We start from the raw sequence: 22,920 nt of genomic DNA, 5'->3' as shown, positions 1-22,920 counted from the left end.
CTACTACCCTCCGGTGAGAGCGGGCTTTAGCGGGTGCCGTAGATGCGGTCCCCTGCGTCGCCCAGCCCCGGCACGATGTAGCCATGGTCGTTAAGGTGGCTGTCCACTGCGGCGACCACGATCTCCACATCGGGGTGGGTTTCCTGGACCCGCCTTATCCCTTCCGGGGCAGCGATGATGCTCATAAGCTTGATTTGCTGGGCTCCCTTGCGCTTGAGGATGGACAGGGCGTGCACCGCGCTGCCCGCGGTGGCCAGCATAGGGTCAAGCAGGAAAACCCGGCGTTCGGCGATGTCGGAGGGCAGTTTGCAGTAGTACTCCACCGGTTTCAGGGTTTCGGGGTCCCGGTAGAGCCCGATGTGCCCCACCTTGGCCGCCGGCACCAGCTTCAGAATGCCGTCCACCATGACCAGCCCGGCCCGCAGAATGGCCACCACGGCCAGCTTTTTCCCCGAGAGCATGTGGGCGGTCATGGTGGTGAGGGGGGTTTCTATGGTTACGGGGTCAAGCTCGAGGTCCCGCATGGCCTCGTAGGCCAGAAGTAGGGTCACCTCCTCGGCAAGCTCGCGGAACTCCTTATTCCCCGTGTGCTTGTCCCGCAGAATGGCCAGCTTGTGCTGCACCAGGGGGTGGTTGACCACGGTGAGTTTCATGCTGGCCGAATCGTAACATTGCCCTAAGGATGGGGGCAATGCGGCTGGAAAAATATTGATATATTTATATATATCAATGTAAAATCGTCCCGTGGGCGCGTTCTCTTTGGCCTCTGAACCCAAGGCGGTGGCACTGCTTTTCAAGGCCTTGGCGGACCCGGTTCGGCTCAGGATACTGCTGCACCTGGCGCGAAACCCCGGGGCTTCTTGCTGCGGCCCCGAGCCTGGGGTGTGCGCTTGCGACCTGGAGCGGTTGACCGGGCTGGCCCAGCCCACGGTCTCCCACCACATGGCCCGGCTGACCTCGGTGGGGCTGGTCAGGGCGGAAAAGCGGGGTCGGTGGGTGTACTACCGGCTCGAGCCACAGGGGTTGGCCCAGCTTAGGGCGTTTCTCTCCCATCTAGAGACGGCACCGGTCCCACAGGAGGTTGGCAGATGACGCTAAAGGCTTTCCTAGAGGCCATCGCCCCTTACCCCGAAAAACGCCTGGTCTTTTTTCAAGGTGAGCGAATTCCTGGCGACTACCACCTGACCGAGGTGATCTGCGCCACCTATACCAGCGTGGAGTGCGGAGGAGGGGTCCACGCCTGGCGCGAGACCGTGGTCCAGCTCATGGGCCCTGGCCCGGAGGACCCCCAGGAGTATATGCGGGTCCTGCGTATTTTTTCCCGGGCCTCCGCCGCCATCGGGTTCTTTCCCGAGACCGAGTTGCGCTTTGAGTATGGCCGGCCGGCCCTTCGCTACCGACCGGAGCGGCTGACCCTTAGGGGAAGGCCTGGCGGTTCAGCTCGTCCCCTTGGGCGTTGCCTGCAAGCCCCGTGAGCGGGCTTCGGGGTGCTGCTGAGGGCGGTATTCCTATGGATGAGGGCCGGGGCTTTTACGGCTGGCGCATCGTGGCGGCGCTGGCCGTCACCCAGACTGTGGGCTACGGGGTGCTGTACTACGCCTTTGGCGTCTTCGTCCAACCGATGGAGGAGGAGCTCGGCTTCAACCGGGCCCAGACCGCAGGGGCCTTCTCGCTGGCCCTCTTGGTTTCGGGGCTGGCCGCGGTGCCGGTGGGGCGTTGGTTTGACCGGTATGGGGGGCGTTCCCTAATGGCCCTGGGCTCCCTTTGGGGGGCCCTGCTGCTTTGGGCCTGGGCCCAGGTGGAGGGCCTTTTGGGCTTCTACCTGGTCTGGGCGGGCCTGGGCCTGTCCATGGCCACGGTGCTCTACGAAACGGCCTTTGCGGTGCTGGCGGTCTGGTTTCGCCGCCAGCGGGCTCGAGCCCTGCTGGCGGTCAGCCTGGCGGCGGGGCTGGCCAGCACCCTTTTTGTTCCCTTGGCCACGGGGTTGGTAGAGGCCTTGGGGTGGCGGGGGGCGTTGGAGGCCTTGGCCCTGCTTTTTGCTTTGCTGACTGTTCCTCTACACGCCCTGGTGCTGCGCACCCCACCCTGGGGCCATGGGCAGCCGCAGGAAGGGGTCGGTCCCTCTCCCTGGCTGGCCCTGCGCCAAGCCACCTTTTGGTGGCTCACCCTGGGCTTTGCCCTGGCTCGAGCCACCAGCGTTGCCATGACCGCTCACCTGGTGCCCCTGCTTGGCGAGAGGGGGTACGCCCCTTGGCTGGCGGCGGGGGTGGCCGGCGCGGTGGGGGTGGTGCAGCTTTTGGGGCGGCTCCTTTACACCCTGCTGCTCGAGCGGGCCTCGCCGTTTTACCTAAGCGGGGCTTTTTTGGGGGGGTACGCCCTGGGCCTGCTGGGGTTGCTGGGGCTGCCCGGGGGGGTGGGCCTGTGGGCCTTCGTCCTCTTTTTTGGGATGGCCAACGGGGTCATCTCGCTGGCTAAGCCGGTTTTGCTGGCCGAGACCTACGGCGCCCGCCATTACGGGCGCTTGAGCGGGAGCATGGCCTTCTTCGTGGCCATTGCCCAGACCCTGGCCCCCTTTGGAGTAGGCCTTTTGCACGGGTTTTGGGGTGGGTATACCCCTGTACTTTGGCTTTTGCTGGGCTTAGCAGCCCTAGCAGCCCTGGCGGTGGGGTTGGCCCGACCACCTGACGCTGCTGTGAAGAAGGGGGGGTAGTATTTAAACCGGTGAGAATCCTGGTCCTCTGCACGCACAACTCGGCCCGCAGCCAGATGGCCGAGGGTTGGCTGCGCCACTGGGCGGAGCAGGTGGGGCTGCCGGCCCAGATTTTTTCGGCAGGAACCGAGAAGACGCGGGTCAAGCCCGAGGTGGTTGCGGTGATGGGCGAGCTCGGTATAGACCTGACCGGCCACACCTCCAAGACCCTCTTTGAGCTGCCCGACTGGAATTTTGACCTTGTCCTCACGGTCTGCGATGCGGCGGCGGAGAACTGCCCGGCCTACCCTGCCCAGACTCAAAGGCGGCATGTCTCCCTTCCCGACCCCAGCGGGAAGGGGCTGGAGGATTGGCGCAGGGTCCGCGACGCCCTAGGCCGCATGAGCGAGTACCTGGTTTGCGAGCTGAAAGCGGGCCGTTGGCCCAGCGATGAGGCCCTGGCGGAGGCGGCGGGCCTTCGGCCGTAGCTAGGTCCGGCGGTTATACTAGGGGGGTGCGGCCCTTTTGGTTCTTGTGGGGGCTTTGGGCCTTGCTGAACTATCCGCTGGGCGAAGCCCAGGAGACCCTTTTCTTGAAGGGGGTCCGGCATGAGTACCAGCGCTTCAACAACTGCGGCCCAGCCACCTTGGGCATGGCCCTGAGCTACTGGGGCCGCCCTGAGACCCAGCGCCAGATTGCCCCAGCGCTCAAGCCCAACCCCAGCGACAAGAACGTGAGCCCGGAGGAGATGGCCGCCTATGCCCGTGGTCTGGGCTTTGGGGTGCACCAGGGGATGGCAGGGGATATAGGCCTCCTCGAGCGGCTCCTCCAAGCAGGCTTTCCGGTGATTGTGGAGACCTGGTTCGTGACCCCTGACCACGGGGGGATGGGGCACTACCGGCTGCTGGTGGGCTACGAGCGGGCCCGGAGGGTCTTCTACGCTTTTGATAGCTACCTGGGGCCCCGGATCGTCCTACCCTACGCCGGGCTGGATCGGCTCTGGCGGGTTTTTAACCGCACCTACCTGGTGGTCTACCCAAGGTCCCGGGAAGGCCGGTTGATGGCGGTTTTGGGGGAGCGAGGGCGGCCTGGGCGCGAGGTCCGGCTGGCCCTAGAACGGGCCCAGCAGGAGGTTCGAGGGAGTCCCGCCAGCCCCTTTCCCTGGTTCAACCTAGGCAGCGCCTGGCTTCGGCTGGGACGGCCCCAGGAGGCTGCCCTTGCCTTTGACCGCTCCCGCCGGATGCCCCCAGACCGGGGGCTTGACCCCCGTCCTCCGGGGGGTGAGGCCCTGGGCTGGCCCTGGCGGATGCTTTGGTACCAGTTCGGCCCCTACGAGGCCTACTACCAGACGGGCCGTTATGCAGAGGTGGTGGCCTTGGCCAGCGGGGTGCTGGCTCGAGCCCCAGACCACGAGGAGAGCCTCTACTGGCGGGCCAGGGCCCGGGGGGCCCTGGGCGACCTGCGGGGGGCTAGGGCCGATCTTCGGGCAGCCCTGGGCTACCGACCGGGCTTCCGAGAGGCCGCAGCGGCGTTGCAAACCTTTAGGTGAGGCGCTTCCCCTGGGAAGGCCCGGGTCTAAGTGTAAACAAGTCCTATTCTCAAAAAGTTTATAAATCCGACTGGAATACTTGACATTATCCGGGCTCCCCCGTAGACTCACCCTGGAGTCGGCAACGACTTGAAATTTTTGCAGGAGGTGGAAAGTGAGACTGCAATCGGTTCTGGTCGGAGCGGCCCTGGCCCTAGCAAGCCTGGCTCAAGCCCAGCAAACCACCCTCACCGTGTACAGCGGGCGGGGTCAGGCCCTGGTGGAGCCCCTGGTCCGGCAGTTTGAGGCGGAGACCGGTATCAAAGTCAACGTCCGCTATGGCCGGGACGCAGAGATTCTGGCCGCCTTGCAGGAAGAGGGCAGCCGCAGCCCGGCCGATGTCTTCTGGGCCAACACCGCCGGGGCCTTGGGGGCGGCCTCGGAGCGGGGCCTTTTCCTCCGCCTTTCGGATACGCTGACCCAGCGGGCCACCGCCTTTGTCCCCGCAAGCCGCCAGTGGGTGCCCCTGACCGTCCGCCTGCGGGTGCTGGCCTACAACCCGGCCAAGGTCAAGCCCGAGGAGCTGCCTAAGAGCATTCTAGACCTGCCCAAGCTAACCCAGTACAAAGGCCGCATCGGCTGGACGCCTACCTACAGCAGCTTCCAGGACATGGTGGCGGCGATGGTGGTCCAGTTTGGCGAGGCCCGCACCCGCCAGTGGCTCAACGAGATGAAGGCCCTGGAACCCAAGGCCTATCCTTCCAACCCGGCCATGATGGAGGCCATCCGCTCGGGGGAGGTTGACCTGGGTTCCACCAACCACTACTACATCCAGCGCTTCGTGCGGGCTGGCCAGCAGATTGGGACCTACTACTTCGCCGATGGGGACGCGGGCAGCCTGGCCTTGGTGACCGGGGCTGGCATCCTCAAGACCAGCAAGAACATTCAGGCCGCCAACCGCTTCCTGCTCTGGCTGCTGTCGCCTAAGGCCCAGCAGTTCTTCGCCAGCGAGATTATTGAATACCCCGTGGTCCGGGGGGTGGTGCTGAGCGGCAACCTGCTGCCCCTTAACCAGGCTGTGGCCAAGAGCCCCAAGGTGGACTTTGAGAAGCTGCCCCTTGAGACGGCCCTGAGGCTTCTGCGCGAGGCGGGGCTGCTCTAGGAGGGGCACCCCAACCCCGGTGCGCCACGGCGCACCGGGGTTTTCCATCCAAACTCATCCGCGGGGTGGCAAGCTTTAGGTTATGAAGAGGCTGGCTTGGGGCGTGGGGCTGGGGCTGGCTTTGCTGGCCCTAGCCCAGCCCTTTTCCCTAGAGCGGATGCAGGCCGACCTAAGGGCCCTGCTGGCCCAAGGGCCACGGGTGGCCGGGACCCCGGCGGCCGCTGCGGCGGCGGAGTACCTGGCGGAGGAGCTACGCAGGGCGGGGTACAGCGTGGAGTTCCAGAGCTTCACCTATAGCCGCACCCGCGACCTGGGGACGGGTCTGTGGGTAGAGGGAGAGGCCCTGCCGGCGGTGGGCGTGGCCGGAAGCCCTGCTGGGCGGGTGGAGGGGCCTTTGGTGGTGGTGCCAGGGGCTGGGCTGGCGGCCGATTTTGCAGGACTGGACCTGCGGGGGGCCATCGCGGTGGCGCGGCGGGGAGGCATACCGGGCCTGGAAAAAGCCCGTCTGGCGGCTGAGCGGGGGGCCAGGGCAATTGTCCTGCTGACCGAGGAGCCCAGCGGCACCCGCTTTACCTTTGGTGGGCAGAGCCCCATCCCCGGGGTGACCCTGGGCCGGCGTGAAGGGGAGGGCCTTTTGGGCCAGGCGGGGGCTCGAGCCGTGCTGGAGGTCCGAATCGCCTCGGAGGAGGTCCGGGGGCGCAACGTGGTGGCCTGGCGGAGCCCTAGCGCCCCCCGGGTGCTGGTGGGGGCCCACTACGACTCGGTGCCGGGCAGCCCTGGGGCCAACGACAACGCCTCGGGGGTGGTGGCGGTGCTCGAGCTGGCCCGCACCTTGGCCTCTAGTCCCCTTTCTGAAGCGGTCTGGTTTGTGTTTTTTGATGGCGAGGAGGACGGCCTATGGGGCTCGCGCCGCTTCGTGGAAGACCACCCTGAGGTGGTGCGCGGCCTCAGGGCGATGCTCAACCTGGACATGGTGGGAGTAGATGTGAACGGCAGCCTGGGGATAGGGGGCAGCCCCGAGCTGCGGGTCCTGGCCGATTGTGGGGCCGTCCAGGCGGTTTGCGGCGGCGCGCCGGGCGGGGGCAGCGACCACGTGCCCTTTGCCCAGGCGGGGGTGCCGGTGCTGTTCTTCTTCCGGGGCCTGGACCCCAACTACCACCGCCCTACCGACACCACCGCCGACCCCCGGCTCCTGGCCCAGACCGCCCAGGTGGTGCAGGGGGTGTTGGAACGGCTCCTTCCGCTGAGGCCCTAGGGCATCCAGTTGCCCCCGCAGAGCACCACCCCTATTCGCCTGGGCAGCGGGTAGCCCATGAGCACGGGTCCCAGGGCCAGCCCGGCGGTGGGCTCCACCACCTGCTTGAGCCTTTCCAGGACAAGGCGTTGGGCCTGTAGGGTCACCTCGTCCGGAACGGTTAGGATGCGGTCCACATACCGTTGCATCACCGGGAAGGTGTGCCTTCCCACCGCCAGGGTGCGCACCGCGTCGGCTATGGTCTTGGGGGCCTTTGGCAGGCTAACCCGCCTACCGGCCTGCAGGCTTTGCTGGGCGTCGTTGGCGGTTTCAGGCTCCACCCCGATGACCTCCACCTCGGGCCGCAGGGCCTTGACCGCCGTGGCCACCCCGGAGATGAGGCCCCCACCCCCCACCGCGACTAGAACCGCTTCCAAGGTGGGGGCCTGTTCCAGCAGCTCCAAAGCCAAGGTGCCCTGGCCGGCCATTACCCGGAGGTCGTCAAAGGGGTGTATGAAGGTGTAGCCGGTTTCCTGGGCCAGCCGTTGGACCACCTCCTCGCGGTTTTCCACTGTAACCCCTTGATCATAGACCTCAGCCCCGTAGGCCCGGGTGGCGGCCTTTTTGGTGGCCGAGGCGTCGGCCGGCATGACCACCAGGGCCGGCACCCTGAGAACCCGCGCGGCGTAGGCGACCCCTTGGGCGTGGTTGCCCGAGGAGACGGTGATGAGCCCTTTGGGGGTTGGTAGCTGTAGGGCGGTGTTTAGGGCTCCTCGAGCCTTGAAGCTGCCGGTTTTTTGTAGGTGCTCGGCTTTGAAGAAGAGGGCTTTGCCCAAAAGGGCGTCCAACCCTTGGCTGGTCAGCACCGGTGTGCGGTGGATGTGGGGCGCAATCCGCTGAGCGGCGGCTAGAACCTCGGAGAGGGTGAGCACCTCCCCATGCTACCAGGCCCGATTAACGCCGGACCCTCGCGTAACGCAGAAAAACACCCCAGCGGCCTGCCGGTCTCGGCTACCTTGGGGCCATGCGCCCGCTCGCCGAGGTTCTCTACAGCCTGGAGCCTGGTCAGGTGCTGTCCGGCCAGATGCATCTCGCCCAGGGTCTCCTAAGGCTCTGGGTACACCGCCGCGAGGAGGGGTTTGACCTGTATGTGATCCATCTTTCGGAGCCGGGGGCATCCTCCAGGCCCCTTCACAACGCGGTAGGTCGGGACCTGGTCTCCGCGACCGAGGTGCTGGAGGTTTTGCACTACCTGGAGACGGTCTACCCTGTCCGGGCCTCTGAGCTCTTCGCCCTTCCCGTGGTCCTACAGCAGGCCACCCCTGAGCTCGAGCACCTCATCCAAAGGCAGGCGCTTTCCTCCCAGATGGGGACCGAGGGGGCCGCGCGGGTCATTCAGCTTCCTGGGGTGCGGCAGGAGTGGGCCGGTGAGGGCGACGACGAGGTGGCCTCGCTGGTCGTCACCGAGACCGACCCTTGACCCCGCGCCCTGCTTCCCCCACAATGCCCCTGGTGGAGGGGCTTCGGCTGGCTGTAAGAACGCTCGGCTGCAAGGTTAACCAGGTGGAGTCGGATGCCCTGGTGGGCCTTCTGGGGGCCTTGAACCCTAAGGTGGTGCCGGTAGAAGCCGGGGCGGACCTGGTGGTCATCAACACCTGCGCAGTTACCACCGGGGCCGAGGCCGATGCCCGCAAGGAGGTGCGCCGGGCCCGGCGGGCCAACCCGGAGGCCTTTATCGTGGTCACCGGTTGTTACGCCGAGTTGGCCCCTGAACAGGTGGCCGAGCTGGGGGCCGATGTGGTGGTCCCCAACCGGCGCAAGGCCGAGCTGCCGGGGATTATCCTGCAGCGCTTTGGCCTGCCCGCTGACCCCCTGACCACCCCCCCCAACGCCTTCTGGGGTGCAGGGGAGCGGGGCCTGCTCAACGATTATGTTCGGGCCTTTGTCAAGGTGCAGGATGGTTGCAACGCGGGCTGCGCTTACTGCATTATCCCCCGCCTGCGGGGGCGGGAGCGCCACCGCCCGTACCAGGAAGCCTTGCGGGAGGCCGAGGCCCTGCTGGCGGCTGGGGTGCAGGAAATCGTGCTCACCGGGATCCGCCTGGGCTCCTACCGAGGACACCCTCGCGGTATCGCCGGGTTGGTGGAGGCGCTGGCCCAGATGGGGGCTCGAGTACGCCTTTCCTCCATTGAGCCCGAGGACACCGGGGAGGAGCTGCTGCAGGTCCTTCACCGCTATGCCCCGCAGGTCCGCCCCCACCTGCACCTGAGCCTGCAGACCGCCTCCGACCGACTCCTGGCATTGATGGGCCGGCGTTACAGCAAGGCCTACTACCGCGCCCTGGTGGAGCGGGCCTATGCCCTGGTGCCGGGTTTTGCCCTCACCACCGACGTAATCGCCGGCCTTCCCACCGAAACCGAGGCCGAGCACCGGGAGACCCTGGCCTTTTTGGAGGAACTCCGCCCCAGCCGGGTGCACGTGTTCACCTACACCCCCAGGCCCAAGACCCGTGCGGCCTCCATGCCCCAGGTACCCGTGGAGGTGCGCAAGCGGCGGAACCAGGAGCTAACCGCGCTGGCCCGCCGCTTGGCCGAGGAGCGGGTTCGCCCCCTTTTGGGGGGCCGGGTGGAAGTTCTGGTGGAGAGCTTTCGGGGGGATAGGGCCTACGGCCACACACCGGACTACTACGAGGCCGAGCTGGTTGGAGCAGCCCGGGTGGGCCAGACCGTGTGGGCCCGTGTGGAGGGGGTTTCGGGCTACACCCTGCGGGGCTTTGTGGAGGGCCTCAAGGAGGAGCCTTACCCACCCTTGCGCCTTTCTGCCAGGTAGCGCACCACAAAGCCCAGGCATATGAAAGCCGTGGCGAACTGGGCCATGGCGGCCACTGGACGCTCCACGGCGCCTCCGCCGAGTAGGGTTAGGAACTCCGGTATCCCCCTGAGCGAGCCCAGGATGCCCACCAAAGAGAGGCCCAGGGCCAGGCCCAGGGCTAAGCGGGCTTGGTTTGGGCGCTTTTCGGCCCAGATGCCCATGAGGGCAATCAGAAGGCCCAGGAGGCCCGGTATAAGGGCGGTGGGGGTAGGTTTGGAGGCCATCACCGCCAGCGTGGAGATTAGGATGAGAAAGACCCCGGTCCAAAGCGCCCTTGCGTTCAAGTTTCCCAAAGCACACCTCCTTTGTCCGTGGCTTGGTAGCCCTAGCGGCACCGCGGCTGGGTAGAATTTGGTCCATGGAAATCGTAGGCTTGCGCGGTGCGCCTCAGGAGAGCCTATCGGCCCTCAAAGAGGCCCTAAAAGGGGTGAACCTCCCGGAAGCGGTGGTCACCTACGTCACCGATTGGCAGGATCAGCGCGACCAAGCGCGCTATGCGGTCTATGTGCGGGAGGGCAGGCATCAGGTGCTTTCCCTGGACGCATTTGGCCCTCGGTTTGGCCCTCAAGGGGTGAAGGCGCTGGATGCGCTTACCCGCTACCTTCTAGAGCAAGGGGTGAACGAGTTTCGGGAGGCGGTGGTACCGCCCTCGAGGTACGCTGCGCTCTTTAAGTTAGAGGAGGACGAACTCGCTAAGCTTTTGGTTGCTGCGGCCAATCCGGCCGACCCCTCGCTGTACCTCGACCCCACAAGGCGGCCTGAGGGCCTCAGACGTTGAAGCCGAACATCCGCATCTGGCGCTTACCCTCCTCGGTCATCCGGGCCGGCGTCCAAGGAGGTGTCCAGACGAACTCCACGTTGACCGCGTTTACCCCGGGCAGGCGCAGCACGGCGATTTCGGCGTCGGCCTTCACGATGTCTTGGGCGGGGCAGCCTATGGAGGTAAGGGTCATGGTGATATCCACAATGCCCCCTTCTTTTACCTGAGCGTCGTAGACCAGGCCCAGGTCAACCACGTTGACCGGAATCTCTGGGTCCCGCACCACTTTGAGGGCCTCTAGGATTTCTTCTTTGGTGGGTAGTGTGGCCTCGCTCATGCTGGGTATACTAGCCCAAAGACCCACCCTAAAAGCTGCCTTGCGTCGCAAAGGACCTACATGAACCGCTTGCGCCGACGGTAGCTTTTGACCTCCCTGAAGCTCTTCCTCCCTCCCGACTTGGCCACCCCCAGGTAGAACTCCTTGACGTCGGGGTTGGCCTCTAGGTACCCGCGGGTGCCCTCCAAGGCGATCCGCCCCGACTCCATGATGTAGCCATAGTGGGCCACCGAGAGGGCTACCCGGGCGTTTTGCTCAACCACCAGCACGGTCACGCCCTCCTCGGCGTTAACCTGGGCCACGATGTCAAAAATCTCCCGCACCAGCAAGGGAGCCAGGCCCAGGCTGGGCTCGTCCAACAGCAGGAGCCGGGGGCGGGCCAGCAGGGCCCGGCCTATGGCCAGCATCTGCTGTTCTCCCCCGGAGCAGTAGCCGGCCAGGCGGTTTTTAAGAGCTGCCAGCCGCGGGAAGTAGTGGTAGATGCGCTCCAGGTCCTCTTTGACCTTGTCCCCATCTTGGCGGGTGATGGAGCCCACCCGGAGGTTTTCCTCCACGGTGAGGTGCTTGAAAACCCGTCGCCCTTCGGGTACCTGCACGATGCCCATCCGCACGATTTCTTCGGGAGGGCGGTTGGCGATGTTTTCGCCGCGGTAGCGGATGGACCCCGAGACCACACGCCCATCCTCGGGTACCAGGAGCCCGGAGATGGCCCGGAGGGTGGTGGTCTTGCCGGCCCCGTTGGGGCCCAGAAGGGCGGTGATGTGGCCTTCGGGTACCTTTAGGGAGACCCCTCGGAGCACCTGGATGATGTCCTTGTAGACCACCTCAATGTTGTTTACCTCGAGCAGGATGGGTCCTATATCCTCAGGCTGCATGCGGCCTCCCTTTAAGGGCCCAAGGCCGAAGGCAGCCTGCCTTCGGCCTTGGAGGGCTTTAGGGGTTCCTCACCTGCCGGAAGAGGGCGGAGGTAAAGGGGTCGGTGATGGGCACGAACTTACCCCCCCGCACCTCGAGCACCCGAAGCCCCTCGGCCCCGGTCTGCTCACTGCGGGTAAAGTCAATCTCAATACCCGCCTTGGTAGAAACCGCGAAGCCTGGTTTGAAGGCGTTTGGTCCGTTCATGCCGATGATGGACTGGTAGACGGTTTCGTTGTCAATTCGGCCACCAAAACGTTGCGCGGCCCGCTTCATGGCCTCCACCGCGATGGCTGCGGCCAGCATTCCGGCGGTGTAGTTGGTGGAGTTGAGGGTATCGGCGCTCCGGTTGTACTTGGCCGCGAGCTGCTTTTGCAGGGTGATGCCAGGGGTGTTCTCGTCCAGGGTGTAGTAGCTGCTGGCCCACAAGTAGCCCTCGGCGGCATCGCCCGCCAGCCGAATTAGGTCAGAGCCCCCGGTGTAGACCGCCCCCATCTGCCTGATCTTGCGGTCAAGGCCCAGCCGCTTGGCATCTTTGAGGATGTTGGCCACAGGGCCGGCCACGTTCTGGTGGATGATGTACTGCGCACCGGCGGCGTCCAGGGCCCGCAGCAAAGCGGTGTTGTCCAGGTTGCCCCCACCCACTTCCCGGACGTCCACAATGGTTTGCCCAAGCCGCTGGGCAGCCCTTCGGGCGTGGTCCACCACGGCCCTGCCGAAGGGGCTGGGGTTGACCACCAGGGCGATGCGGGCCCCTCGGTCGGTGCGGTTGATGTACTCCATCAGGGCCACCACCTGCTCGGAGTAGCTGCTTACCGGAAGGAACATGTACTGGTTGTTGGGAGGGTCAATCAGGCCGATGTGCGCCGAGGCAGGTATGGTGGGGAGCTTGACCTCCTGGATGAGGGGTTTGAGCTGGAGCATGGCCCCCGTGGAGTAGCCCAGGTAGATGGCTGGCTTAGACCGGTCCAGGGCCTCCTCCAGAATCCTTTGGGTGATGGGGTTTTGGTACTGGTCATCCCGCACGATGCAGTTCAGGGTGACGTTGGGAATGAGCCTCTGCTCGTTGGCGTACTTGCAGTAATCCTCAATGCCCGCAGCGTAAGGCCCCCCTACGTCCGAGGTGGGGCCGGTGATGGCCCCCGACCAAAGCAGGGTTACCGTACGCCCTTGGGCTAAAGCCAGCCCCAGGGCCGCCACCAGACCTAAAACCAAGATGCGCTTCATGGTGCCTCCTTTGATTGCAACGCGCGTGAAGCGGTGTTGCCTACCCTAGTACTTGAATGGCCAGGTTCGGAAGTAGCTTCGGATGAGCCGCCACCAATTGTAAAGGCCGCGCGGCTCAAACATCAAAAAGAGGACGATGACCAACCCAAACGAAAGGGGCAGGAGGGCCGAGGCCACGTCGACCCCTGCTGGGGTGATGCTCTGTATCAAGGCGTTGCCCTTCATCCACTCCGAAAGCCGCTCTACGTAAAGCCTGAGGAGCTCAATAAAGGCCGGCCCCAGCAGGCTGCCCACCACCGTGCCCAGGCCGCCCACGATGGCCATGGCCAGCAGGGCCACCGAGCGAACCAGGGTGAACTCCTCCACCACCACCGCCCGCTGCATGTAGGCCAGTAGCCCGCCAGCCACCCCCCCGTACAGGGCCCCCAAGGCGAAGGCGAAGAGCTTGGTGCGGCCCGGATTCATTCCCATAGCGTCTGCGGCGCGGTCGTTGTCCCGCACGGCAATCAGGGCCCGGCCGTACTTGCCCCTCAGCAGGTTGCGCCAGGCTATGACCAGAACCACCAGCGTGAGGAGAATCACGTAATACCAGAAGTAGTTGTGGTTTCGGAAAGTAATCTCTAGCCCCAGAAAATTGCGCATTTCTACTGGGATTGCAGCTCCCTGGGCCAGCGCTGGGCTGCGCCCGACGACCCATACGAAAATCTCTTGGAAGGCTAAGGTGGCCAGGGCTAGGTAGAGGTGCTTTACCCTCAGGCTAGGAATCCCCACCAAAAACCCCACCAAGGCTGCGGTCAGGCCACCTAGGGGGATGGTGAGCCAGAAGGGCAGGTGGGGTGCGGTGAGGGCTACGGTGTAGGCGCCCACCCCCATGAACGCGGCCTGCCCCACGCTGATAAGCCCCGCGTAGCCGGTGGTGATGTTCAGACCCAGCACCGCGATTGCGTAGATCAATATGAAGTTGAGCACCAGCACCTGAGAACGCTCTAGAAAGGTGGGGAGAAGGCAGAGTCCGATGAGGAGCAGCCCTATGGAAACAATCTCCCGATAGTTGGCGAAGATGGTGGTGTCTTGGGCGTAGGAGGTGCGGTAGTTTCCAGTCTGGGCCCAGGGGTTGCGCATGGTGTGCTCCTTTTATACCCGCTCAATTTCCTCGGTGCCGAACAGGCCGTGTGGCTTGAACCAAAGCATTATCAGGAGGACCAGAAAGGGCACCGCGTACTGCGACCCACCCCCCACCAGCCCTATCTGGGCCAGCAGGCCGTCCAGGTAGGCAGTGGAGAAGGACTGCAGGATTCCGATGACGATGCCCCCCACCACCGCGCCCGGGACCGAGTCAAGCCCACCCAGAATGACGGCCGGGAAGACCGCCAGGCCGATGGCAATCAGTCCATCCTGGTTCAGCCCGGAAACTGCACCCACCACGATTCCGGCCGCCGCGGCGGCGAGGCCTGCCACCGCCCAGGCCAAGGCAAAGACCTTCTCCACCGAGACCCCCAGGCTCATGGAGGCCATCTGGTCGTCGGCCACAGCCCGCATGGCTATCCCCAGCACCGACCGCTGGAAGAACCAGCCGAAGATTAGGAGAAACACCGCGGTGAAGCCAATGGCCAGAAGCTGGGGATAGGAGACGCTGAGGCCCCCTAAGTTTAGGCCGCCTGGAGGGAGGAACTGGGGAAAGGTGAAGTTGCCAGACCCAAAGGGGGTCAGGTACATCAGCCCATCGAGGACGCTGGCCAGGCCGATGGTGACCATGATGACCGAGATGATGGGTTGGCCAACCAGCCTGCGTAGAAAAATTCGCTCTACCAGGAAACCGAGGCCTGCGGTGAGGAGCATGGCTAGGAGCATTGCCAGGAGGACCGGGAGCCCAACCCAGACCGCCAAGGCATAGGCCAGAAAGGCCCCTATGGCAATGAGCTGGCCGTTGGCAAAGTTGATGACCCGGCTGGATTTGTAGATAAGGACAAAGCCTAGGGCGGCCAGGGCGTAGATGCAGCCCACCGCGACGCCGGAAATTAGGTTTTGCACCAACTCCATTGCAACCCTCCTACGCCCCCACCAAGGGCTGGTGAGGTTGGGTCTCGAGCACGCTCACCTCGGTGGACACCCTTTGGGTGGAGCCATCCTGGTACTTGAACTCGGTTTCCACCTGTACCCGCTGGGCCCCGCTGTAGAGGGCCTCCACTAGGTTTTGATAGCGCTGGGCTATGAATTTTCGGCGCACCTTCCCAGTGCGGGTGAGCTCATCGTCGTCGGCGTCCAAGAGCTTGTATAGAAGCACGAAGCGTTGGATGCGGAGGTGTTCCAGGAGGCTCTCGTTGACTGCCTGTACCTCCTTGCGAATCAGCTCGGCCACCTGGGGCTTTTGGGAGAGGTCTAGGTAGGTGGTGTAGGCGATTCGGCGGTCCTCGGCCCACTTGCCCACGGTCTGGGGGTCTACGTTGATGAAGGCGGTGATGTAGGGCCTTTGGTTGCCGAAGACCACCGCCTCTTTGATGTAAGGGCTAAACTTGAGCTTGTTCTCGATGAACTGAGGGCTGAACATGTGGCCGCTGCTGGTGTGCATCACGTCTGAAACCCGGTCGATCACCACCAGGTGGCCCTCCGGGGTGAGGTAGCCGGCGTCGCCGGTGTGCAGCCACCCATCGGCGAAGGTCTCAGCGGTGGCCTCGGGGTTTTGCCAGTAGCCCGCCACCACCGCATCGGAACGGCAGAGGATTTCTCCTCGCTCGCTGATCTTCACCTCGCCCCCAGGAATGGGCAGCCCTACGGTGTCGGCCCGCACATCGCCGTCGCGGTGTACGAAGGCAATCCCTATAATCTCGGTTTGGCCGTATATCTGCTTTAGGTTGACCCCGATGGCATGGTAGAAGCGAAAGACATCCGGGCCTAGGGCAGCCCCCCCCGTGTAGGCCCGGCGCAACCGCAGGAAGCCTAGCTGGTCGCGCAGAGGTCTGAACATGATTTGGTCGGCCAGCCAGTAGGCGATGCGCAGGCCGATGGGCATGGGCTTTCCGCGCATGCGGTAGTCGGCGGCGCGATAGCCAATCTTGAGCATCTGGTTGTAGACCCAGCGGTTGAAGGCGTAGGTCTCGGAGATGCGAACCCAAATTTGGCTCTGGGTGCCCTCCCAGACCCTAGGGGGGCTGAACATCACGTGGGGGCCGATCTCCTTAAGGTCGTTCATAGCGGTCTCAATGGATTCGGGAAAGTTGACCGCGAATCCCCCGGCGAGGGCCATTCCCACGGACATCATCTGTTCGCCAATCCAGGCGAAGGGCAGGAAGGAAAGGTAGTCATCGGTAGGCTCCAGGGGATCTACCTCCTGCAAGGCCACCCCCATGTGCAGGAGGTTCCGGTGCCGCAGCATGGCCGCCTTGGGTCTGCCCGTGGTGCCAGAGGTCAAGGAGAGGTGGCAGACGTCCTCTGGGTTTCCCTCGTCAATACGCTCTTCCACCAAAGCTGGGTGGCGTTGCAGGTAGGCTTCGCCCAACCGCTCTACCTCTTCGTAGCTGATGAGCCAGGGGTCGTCCCGGTAGGTCCGCATGCCCTTGGGGTCTTCGTAGATGACCTTACGGACGCTGGGGATTTCACCCCTGATTTCTATGAGCTTGTCCACCTGTTCCTGGTCTTCCGCCAGGACGAAGGCGGTTCCCGTGTAGGAGAGGACATAGGCGATTTCGGGAGGCAGGGAGGACTGGTAAACCCCGACCGAGATACCCCCCACAGCCTGGGTACCCAGCTCGGCGTAGAGCCATTCGGGGATGTTGTCGGCGATGATGGCCAGCCGCTCCCCCTTCTCAAAGCCCAGGGCCAGCAGCCCTGCGGCGAAGCGGGTGACGTGGCGGTAGTAGTCCTCGTAGGTAATTTCGTTCCAGATGCCGAAGTCTTTTTCCCTCAGCGCCACCTTTTTAGGCGTGTGTTGGGCCCGCAGCCGTAGAACTTGGGGGAGGGTGTACTTTTTGAGCTCGTAGCCCGAGGGCATCACGGGACCACCCCCTGAAGGCGGAGCCGGTAGTGGCTCCTGGCCTGCGGTTTGGTTTTTAAGGTGGCCTGAGGTCTATGCCCCATGTTCCACCTCCACCCCCACGTAGGCCTCCTGCACCCTTGGATTTTGGCTGACCTCTTCGGGGAGGCCCGAAGCGATGACCTGTCCGAAGTCAAGGACGTAGACGCGGTCGGAGATGTCCATCACCACCCCCAGGTCGTGTTCAATGAGGACGATGGTGGTGCCCCGCTCGGCCCTTATGTCCAAGATGAAGCGCACCATGTCCTCCTTTTCTTCAAGGGTCATGCCTGCCATCGGTTCGTCCAGGAGCAGCAGCTTAGGGGAGAGGGCCAGGGCTCGAGCCACCTCCACCCGTTTGCGCACCCCGTAGGGCAGGTCGCCCACCAGGGTCTTGCGGTAGGGCTCGAGCTCCATAAAGTCAATGATTTCCTCACAAATACGGCGGTTTTCTACGCTAACCCGAAGGGCCCGGCCATAGAACCAGAGGTTGTCCCACAGGTTGTAGTGGCCGAAGATATGGCGGGCCATCATCAGGTTCTCCAGCACGGTCATTCCGGTGAAGAGCTCGATGTTCTGGAAAGCCCGGGCAATCCCGTAGCGGGTGACCAGGTGGGGCGGGGCGTGGGTCAGGTCGTGGCCTTCAAAGACGATCCTCCCAGAGCTAGGGTGGTAGAAGCCCGAGATGCAGTTTAGAAGGCTGGTTTTTCCCGCTCCGTTGGGCCCTATTACCGAAACCAGCTCGCCCCTGTCCACCTCGAGCGAAACCTGGCTCAGCGCCTGCACGCCACCAAAGCTTAGGGTGACCTTATCTACCTGAAGTTGCACCGCGCCTCCTGGTAAGACTGCCAAAAACCCCGAATGGGTAGGCCTAACACGCGTTTGGTTGGGGCCAAGTATAGCGACACCTGGAAACTATGTCAACGCTTTGTAGCGATTTTTGATAAAAAGCGTTGCATTTTGCTTCCGGTTGCCCGGCCCGCGGCAGCCTAGACCGGCCGCCCGGCCATCATGAAGCTGGCGGTCATGCCCCCATCCACCGGGAGGATGGCCCCGGTAATGAAACTGGCCTTCTCCGAGGCCAAGAACAGCACTGCCTCAGCGACCTCTTCGGGCCGCCCTAGGCGGCGCAGGGCGTGCAGGTCTTCCCAGTCTTGGCGGGTGAGTTCGGGGTGGGTGGACATCTGAATAGCCTCCAACACCGCCTCGGTGGCGATTGCACCGGGGGCCACCGCGTTGACCCGGATGTGCAGGGGAGCTAGGTCAAGGGCCAAAGAGCGGGTGAGGTTGACCAAGCCGCCCTTGGAGGCGTTGTAGGCGGCGTTGTTTTGCTCGGCGAAGAGCCCCTGTACGCTAGCGATGTTCACGATGGCCCCTCCGCCCTTCCGGGCCATCTCCCGCGCGGCCAGGGCCGAGAGGTGCATGGGGGCGGTCAGGTTCACCTCCAGGGCCCGCTGCCACTCCTCGAGGCTCACCTTGAGGGCTGAGCCGGGCGGGGCTATGGCGGCGTTGTTGACCAGCACGTCTACCCCTCCCCACTGCTTGACGGCTTGCTCTACCAGCCGCTCGCGGTGGCCAGGCAGGGCCAGGTCGGCGTAGACGAACAAGCCCCCCAACCGCTTGGCCACTTCCAGACCCTCCGGCCGCACATCGCAAAGCACCAGCAGGGCCTTCTCTCGTGCAAAGGCTTCTGCGATGACCCGGCCTAAGCCCCGCGCCGCCCCGGTGACCAGCACCACCTTGCCTTGAAACATGGCCCTATCCTAACCAAGCTGGGCGCCTTCTTGGCCAAAGCAATAAAGGAGGCCAAGGCCTCCTCTATTGGAAGGGACGGGATGCCTACTTCTTGACCGCTTCCTTCAGGGCTTTGCCCGGTTTGAAGGCGGGGTACTTGGAAGCGGGGATTTTGATCTTTTGGGTGGTGCCGGGCTTGACCCCCGTGCGGGCCTTGCGGCTGCGCACTTCAAAGGTGCCAAAGCCGGTGAGCTGCACCTTGCTGCCAGACTTGAGGGCGTCTTCAACTTTGCTCAAGAAGGCATCTACGGCAGCTTTGGCGTCCTTCTTCTTCAAACCGGCTGCGGCGGCCACCTGGTCTATCAGGTCCGCTTTGGTCTTGGTTTTCCTTGCTCCAGCTTTTGCCATAGCATTACCTCCTTTGTTTTCCCTTCAGCACGGAGTCTATCACAGCTTAGTGTAGAATTGCAAGCGCCAGGGCGAAAAGGAAGCCTTTTCTGCTAAAAACAGAATACCTAAATGGTGGGCTTCCTGTGATACTCGGGGGGGAGAAGGGCGGTTACGGCAGCCTCGAGCTGCTGAGTAAGGGCTTCTAGGCTTTGGTGATCGGTCTTTCCTGGGGATACCGCTATGGGATCGCCGAACACAACCCGGATGGGCCGGCGAAGGCGCGGCCCTTTGCCCACCGGCCAGGCCTTGTCGCTTCCGATGATGGCGGCCGGGACGATGGGGGCGCCGGTGCGCAGGGCGATGGCTGCGGTGCCGGTTTTGAAAGGCTCAATGTAGCCGGTGCGGCTGCGCCGTCCTTCGGGGAAGATGCCGAAGACCATGCCGTTTTGCAAAGTGCGGATGGCTGCTTTAATGGCGGCCAGGTCGCCTGCCCCCCTGGCCACGGGTATCACGTACAGCCGGGGCAGCAACCAGCGCAGGATGGGGTACCTGAACAGATCGTCGCGCGACATGTAGCTTACCACCCGTGGGCAGGCCACGCCCATCACCACCGGGTCTAGGAAGGACATGTGGTTGGAGGCCAGGATGACCGGGCCTTCTTTGGGAATTTTCTCGGCCCCCTCCACCCGGAAGCCGAACAGCACCTTGAGCAGGAAGGTGGCCAGAACCTTGCAAACCCTGTAGACGCTAAGGCCATAGGCGTACATGGCATCTCATCATAAGAAAGAGCCCCTCGAGGGGCCAGCCCTGCGGGAGGTGCAACGTAAAGGAGCGCTCAAGGCCAGGGTTAAGCTCCCCTGACGTGGGTTTCATGGTGGGGGCGGGCTTTCCCCCTAGCCTGGAACCCAGGAGGAACCATGAAACGTTTGGTAGCCTTAGGGAGCCTGGTTTCTTTAGCCTTCGCAGCGCCGCTGAGCCCCCAGGGGATTTTGGTGAGCCCCGTGCCTCCTGGGCTCGAGCTGCGGCTTTGGCTTGACCGCGACCCCGCGACTTACTCCTTTGGGGACAGGATTCGCATTTACGCCCAAGCCAACCGGGACGTCTACATCTACCTCTTCAACCTCGGTGCCGACGGCCAGGTTGGCTTGATTCTGCCCAACGCCTTCTCTTCGGAGAATTACCTGCGGGCGGGTGAAACCCGGACCTTCCCCGAGCCGGGGGCCCGCTATGAGTTTACCCTGGGCGGCCCCGCCGGGGTGGCCCAGGTATTCGCGGTGGCCAGCCGCCGGCCCCTCTCGCCCGCCCAGCTCGCTGAGATTGGGCGGCTGCGGGCGGCGGGCGGGGGGTCTGTTTTGCTGCCCGAGCGCGACTGGGTGAGCAGCGCGGTGCGCTACCAGGTGCAGCCCCCTGTGGCGGCCCTCAAACCTCCTCTCTTTTTCATCCCGCCCCTGCCGGGCTACGCGGTGCTTTGGGAGGACCGGAAGGAGACCGAGTATCGGGTGGCCTACCGGGGGGGCGATGTGGAGCAGGTCTTTAGCCACTACCACAGGGACCTTCTCTCCAAGGGCTGGGTGAAGGTGAGCTTCCGCTCCAAAGGGGACAAGAAGAGCCTGGCCTACCGGGCGGAGTACCGCCGGGGGGAGGATAGGCTCGAGGTGAGCGTGGGTCCAAGGGGCGGGGAGCTGGTGGTGCGGCTGGAGTGGGGCAGGTAAAGCCCGCCCCCGCGGGGGCCTGGTAGAATGGTGGTCGTGCCCCTCTGGCCCGTAGCGCAAACTAGGCCCCTGCGCTTTGCCCAGGCTATCGTGGCTGCTGGTAAGTGAAGTACGCTCCTGCGTGGTGCGGTCAGGCTCTGGCTGCGCCAATTTTTTGTGGGAGGGAGTCATGAGAGAGCTCGAGGTTCACCCCGACATCGCCCAGGCCTCCACCCTGCCGGCTAGCTTCTACAAAGACCCGGCCCTCTACGAGGCCGCCAAGGAGAAGGTCTTTGCCCGGAGTTGGCAGTGGGTAGGCGACACCGACGACCTGAAGGCCCCCGGTACGGTCAAGCCCTTTACCTTGCTCGAGGGCTGTTTGGACGAGCCCTTGGTGCTGACCCGCGACTTTGACGACCGGCTGCACCTTCTCTCCAACGTCTGCACCCACCGGGGGATGCTGGTGGCCGAGAGCGGCGGCAACGCCCGCTATCTGCGCTGCCGCTACCACGGGCGGCGCTTTGGCCTGGACGGCTGCTTTCAGGCCATGCCGGAGTTCGAAGGGGTGCAGGGCTTCCCCAGCCCCAAGGACGACCTGCCCAAAGTGGCCTTTGCGACCTGGGGGGAGGGGAAGTTCCTCTTTGCCAGCCTGAACCCTGCCGTTCCCCTGGAGGAGGTGCTGAAGCCCATAGAGGCGCGGGTGGGCTGGATGCCCTTCCGGCAGTTCTACTTTGAACCGGCCCGGGCCCGCGACTACCTGGTGCGGGCCCACTGGGCGCTTTATTGCGACAACTACCTCGAGGGCTTCCACATCCCCTACATCCACGCCTCGCTGAACACGGCCATTGACTACGGCAGCTACACCACCGAAATTTACGACTGGTGCAACCTGCAGCTGGGCGTCGCGGCCCCCGGCGAGCCCTGCTTTGAGCTGCCCAAGGACTCGCCCGACTACGGCAAGCGCATTGCGGCCTACTACTACTGGGTGTTTCCCAACCTGATGCTGAACTTTTACCCTTGGGGCCTCTCGGTCAACGTGGTGCGCCCTTTGGGGCCGGAGCTGACCAAGGTTTCGTTTCTGCCCTATGTTTGGGATGCAAGCAAGCTCGAGGCGGGAGCCGGGGCTGCCCTCGACCGGGTAGAGCGCGAGGACGAGGTGGTGGTGGAAGCGGTGCAGAAGGGGATTAAGTCGCGCTTCTACCACCAGGGCCGCTTCAGCGTGAAGCGGGAGCAGGGGGTGCACCACTTTCACCGGCTGCTCGCGGAGGCGCTTTCCTAAAAAGCCCTAGCCTTTCCTTAGGCTACAAAGCTTTTCCCTAGCCCCCCCTTAGGCTTGGGTCATGCGCGTCCTGGTCACCGGGGCCACGGGGTATGTGGGGGGGAGGCTCGTGCCCCGGCTTTTGGAAAGGGGCCACCGCGTCCGGGTCTTGGTGCGGGACGCCCGCCGCCTGGGGGGCCGCCCCTGGGCGGGGCAGGTGGAGGTGGTGGAGGGGAGCCTCGAGGACGAGGAAGCCCTCCTTCGGGCCCTGGAGGGAGTAGAGGCCGCTTACTACTTGGTCCACGCCATGCTCTCCGCGGCCCGCTTCCAGGAGGCGGAGGAGCGCCAAGCCCAGGCCTTCGCCCGAGCCGCCCAGCGGGTGGGCCTCCCCCACGCCATCTACCTGGGGGGGCTCCTGCCCCGAACGGGAAGGCCCTCTCCCCACCTGGCGAGCCGGGCCCGGGTGGGAGAGATCTTGAGGAGGGCGGTGCCCACCACGGAGTTCCGCGCCGGCCCCATCGTGGGCTCGGGCTCGGCGAGCTTTGAGATGGTCCGCTACCTCACGGAGCGTCTCCCGGTGATGGTGGCCCCCCGGTGGATCCTGAACCCCGTCTCCCCCATCGCCATCCGGGACATCCTGGCCTACCTCCTCCTGGCCCTGGAGCGGGGGCCTTCGGGGGTGGTGGAGGTCGGGGCCCCGCCCCTCACCTTCAAGGCCATGATGGAAACCTACGCCGAGGTGCGGGGCCTAAAGCGCCTCATCCTGTCCGTGCCCGTCTTGGCCCCAAGGCTTGCCGCCCTCTGGGTGGGGCTCGTGACCCCCATCCCGAACCGCCTGGCCCTGCCCCTGGTGGAGGGCATCCTCCACCCCTTGGTGGCGGACACCGCCAAGGCCCAAGCCCTCTTCCCCGAGGTGACCCCCATCCCATACCGCAAGGCGGTGGAGCTGGCCTTGGCGCGCATTGCCCTGGGCGAGGTGGAAACCCGCTGGTCCGGGGCCCTCCAGGGGCAGAGCTACTTCCTGGAGGACCGGGAGGGGATCATCCGCGAGGTGCGGGCCCTTCCCATCCAGGCGCTCCCCGAAAGGGTCTACCAGGTCTTCGCCTCCCTCGGGG

The 22,920-nt window shown here is 64.4% G+C and carries 26 protein-coding genes; 13 read left to right on the top strand and 13 right to left on the bottom strand.

Going from position 1 to position 22,920, the window contains the following annotated elements; translation table 11 throughout:
- Positions 1–26: 26 nt before the first annotated feature.
- On the bottom strand, positions 27–653 hold the full coding sequence (gene upp / locus Mlute_RS05120) for a uracil phosphoribosyltransferase (RefSeq protein WP_119359670.1): 627 nt from the start codon (positions 651–653) through the stop codon (positions 27–29).
- Positions 654–744: 91 nt separating this feature from the next.
- Between upp and Mlute_RS05115 the strand changes: the two genes are divergently transcribed.
- The 7 genes from Mlute_RS05115 (at position 745) to Mlute_RS05085 (ending at position 6,634) form a co-directional block, all read left to right on the top strand.
- Positions 745–1,092 carry an ArsR/SmtB family transcription factor gene (locus Mlute_RS05115; RefSeq protein ID WP_119359669.1) on the top strand — a complete coding sequence of 116 codons (348 nt, stop codon included), beginning with the start codon at positions 745–747 and terminating at the stop codon, positions 1,090–1,092.
- Entirely contained in the window at positions 1,089–1,475 is a 387-nt protein-coding gene (locus tag Mlute_RS05110; RefSeq protein WP_245958849.1) for a DUF6428 family protein, read from the top strand. The genes Mlute_RS05115 and Mlute_RS05110 overlap by 4 nt, the downstream gene beginning before the upstream one ends.
- Positions 1,476–1,510: 35 nt before the next feature.
- The gene (locus Mlute_RS05105) at positions 1,511–2,710 is read left to right on the top strand and encodes an MFS transporter (protein ID WP_119359668.1); all 1,200 of its coding nucleotides are present in this window, start codon (positions 1,511–1,513) and stop codon (positions 2,708–2,710) included.
- Positions 2,711–2,721: 11 nt separating this feature from the next.
- Entirely contained in the window at positions 2,722–3,177 is a 456-nt protein-coding gene (locus tag Mlute_RS05100) for an arsenate reductase ArsC (protein ID WP_119359667.1), read from the top strand.
- Positions 3,178–3,203: 26 nt separating this feature from the next.
- Complete coding sequence (locus Mlute_RS05095) at positions 3,204–4,238, top strand: C39 family peptidase (protein WP_245958848.1); 1,035 nt, start codon at positions 3,204–3,206, stop codon at positions 4,236–4,238.
- A 154-nt stretch (positions 4,239–4,392) separates the two neighbouring features.
- On the top strand, positions 4,393–5,379 hold the full coding sequence (locus Mlute_RS05090; RefSeq protein WP_119359666.1) for an iron ABC transporter substrate-binding protein: 987 nt from the start codon (positions 4,393–4,395) through the stop codon (positions 5,377–5,379).
- Positions 5,380–5,461: 82 nt separating this feature from the next.
- A complete protein-coding gene (locus Mlute_RS05085; protein WP_119359665.1) occupies positions 5,462–6,634 on the top strand; it encodes a M28 family metallopeptidase in 1,173 nt (390 codons plus the stop codon).
- Here the strand turns inward: Mlute_RS05085 and Mlute_RS05080 are convergent.
- Complete coding sequence (locus tag Mlute_RS05080) at positions 6,631–7,545, bottom strand: threonine/serine dehydratase (protein WP_119359664.1); 915 nt, start codon at positions 7,543–7,545, stop codon at positions 6,631–6,633. The two genes, Mlute_RS05085 and Mlute_RS05080, sit on opposite strands and share 4 nt — an antisense overlap.
- Before the next feature lie 92 nt (positions 7,546–7,637).
- Between Mlute_RS05080 and Mlute_RS05075 the strand changes: the two genes are divergently transcribed.
- Entirely contained in the window at positions 7,638–8,093 is a 456-nt protein-coding gene (locus Mlute_RS05075) for a hypothetical protein (RefSeq protein WP_119359663.1), read from the top strand.
- Between the two features lie 23 nt (positions 8,094–8,116).
- Positions 8,117–9,442: a MiaB/RimO family radical SAM methylthiotransferase gene (locus Mlute_RS05070; RefSeq protein WP_119359662.1), complete on the top strand. Its 1,326-nt coding sequence runs from the start codon at positions 8,117–8,119 to the stop codon at positions 9,440–9,442.
- Here Mlute_RS05070 and Mlute_RS05065 read toward each other — a convergent pair.
- Positions 9,412–9,777 carry a hypothetical protein gene (locus Mlute_RS05065; RefSeq protein WP_245958847.1) on the bottom strand — a complete coding sequence of 122 codons (366 nt, stop codon included), beginning with the start codon at positions 9,775–9,777 and terminating at the stop codon, positions 9,412–9,414. The genes Mlute_RS05070 and Mlute_RS05065 overlap by 31 nt on opposite strands.
- Positions 9,778–9,842: 65 nt before the next feature.
- On the opposite strand from Mlute_RS05065, the gene Mlute_RS05060 reads away from it, so the two are divergent.
- On the top strand, positions 9,843–10,262 hold the full coding sequence (locus Mlute_RS05060) for a DUF3197 domain-containing protein (protein ID WP_119359661.1): 420 nt from the start codon (positions 9,843–9,845) through the stop codon (positions 10,260–10,262).
- On the opposite strand, the gene Mlute_RS05055 is transcribed toward Mlute_RS05060, so the two are convergent.
- From Mlute_RS05055 to Mlute_RS05010, 10 genes are all read right to left on the bottom strand, one after another.
- Positions 10,252–10,581, bottom strand: a complete 330-nt coding sequence (locus Mlute_RS05055) for a metal-sulfur cluster assembly factor (protein ID WP_119359660.1) — start codon at positions 10,579–10,581, stop codon at positions 10,252–10,254. The genes Mlute_RS05060 and Mlute_RS05055 overlap by 11 nt on opposite strands.
- Positions 10,582–10,637: 56 nt before the next feature.
- On the bottom strand, positions 10,638–11,456 hold the full coding sequence (locus Mlute_RS05050) for an ABC transporter ATP-binding protein (RefSeq protein WP_119359659.1): 819 nt from the start codon (positions 11,454–11,456) through the stop codon (positions 10,638–10,640).
- Between the two features lie 58 nt (positions 11,457–11,514).
- Positions 11,515–12,723, bottom strand: a complete 1,209-nt coding sequence (locus Mlute_RS05045) for an ABC transporter substrate-binding protein (protein ID WP_119359658.1) — start codon at positions 12,721–12,723, stop codon at positions 11,515–11,517.
- A 45-nt stretch (positions 12,724–12,768) separates the two neighbouring features.
- The gene (locus Mlute_RS05040; RefSeq protein WP_119359657.1) at positions 12,769–13,845 is read right to left on the bottom strand and encodes a branched-chain amino acid ABC transporter permease; all 1,077 of its coding nucleotides are present in this window, start codon (positions 13,843–13,845) and stop codon (positions 12,769–12,771) included.
- Positions 13,846–13,857: 12 nt separating this feature from the next.
- Positions 13,858–14,763 (bottom strand): branched-chain amino acid ABC transporter permease, encoded by a 906-nt coding sequence (locus Mlute_RS05035; protein WP_119359656.1) that lies wholly within the window; start codon positions 14,761–14,763, stop codon positions 13,858–13,860.
- A gap of 10 nt (positions 14,764–14,773) precedes the next feature.
- Entirely contained in the window at positions 14,774–16,711 is a 1,938-nt protein-coding gene (locus tag Mlute_RS05030) for a long-chain fatty acid--CoA ligase (RefSeq protein ID WP_119359676.1), read from the bottom strand.
- Positions 16,712–16,786: 75 nt separating this feature from the next.
- Positions 16,787–17,560 carry an ABC transporter ATP-binding protein gene (locus Mlute_RS05025; protein WP_119359655.1) on the bottom strand — a complete coding sequence of 258 codons (774 nt, stop codon included), beginning with the start codon at positions 17,558–17,560 and terminating at the stop codon, positions 16,787–16,789.
- A gap of 161 nt (positions 17,561–17,721) precedes the next feature.
- The gene (locus Mlute_RS05020; RefSeq protein ID WP_119359654.1) at positions 17,722–18,486 is read right to left on the bottom strand and encodes an SDR family NAD(P)-dependent oxidoreductase; all 765 of its coding nucleotides are present in this window, start codon (positions 18,484–18,486) and stop codon (positions 17,722–17,724) included.
- A gap of 85 nt (positions 18,487–18,571) precedes the next feature.
- Positions 18,572–18,874 (bottom strand): HU family DNA-binding protein, encoded by a 303-nt coding sequence (locus Mlute_RS05015; RefSeq protein ID WP_119359653.1) that lies wholly within the window; start codon positions 18,872–18,874, stop codon positions 18,572–18,574.
- A gap of 107 nt (positions 18,875–18,981) precedes the next feature.
- Positions 18,982–19,623, bottom strand: coding sequence for a lysophospholipid acyltransferase family protein (locus Mlute_RS05010; RefSeq protein ID WP_119359652.1), 642 nt, complete (start codon positions 19,621–19,623; stop codon positions 18,982–18,984).
- A 150-nt stretch (positions 19,624–19,773) separates the two neighbouring features.
- Between Mlute_RS05010 and Mlute_RS05005 the strand changes: the two genes are divergently transcribed.
- The 3 genes from Mlute_RS05005 to Mlute_RS04995 form a co-directional block, all read left to right on the top strand.
- Complete coding sequence (locus tag Mlute_RS05005) at positions 19,774–20,568, top strand: DUF4384 domain-containing protein (protein ID WP_119359651.1); 795 nt, start codon at positions 19,774–19,776, stop codon at positions 20,566–20,568.
- Between the two features lie 169 nt (positions 20,569–20,737).
- A complete protein-coding gene (locus Mlute_RS05000; protein WP_119359650.1) occupies positions 20,738–21,826 on the top strand; it encodes an aromatic ring-hydroxylating oxygenase subunit alpha in 1,089 nt (362 codons plus the stop codon).
- 61 nt (positions 21,827–21,887) lie between these two features.
- A partial coding sequence (locus Mlute_RS04995; RefSeq protein WP_119359649.1) for an NmrA family NAD(P)-binding protein occupies positions 21,888–22,920 on the top strand: 1,033 nt, incomplete at its 3' end.

Source organism: Meiothermus luteus, assembly GCF_003574085.1.
GTDB classification, from domain to species: domain Bacteria; phylum Deinococcota; class Deinococci; order Deinococcales; family Thermaceae; genus Meiothermus; species Meiothermus luteus.
Note: the sequence above shows the minus strand (reverse complement) of the source record. Positions and strands in the feature narration are given on the sequence as shown.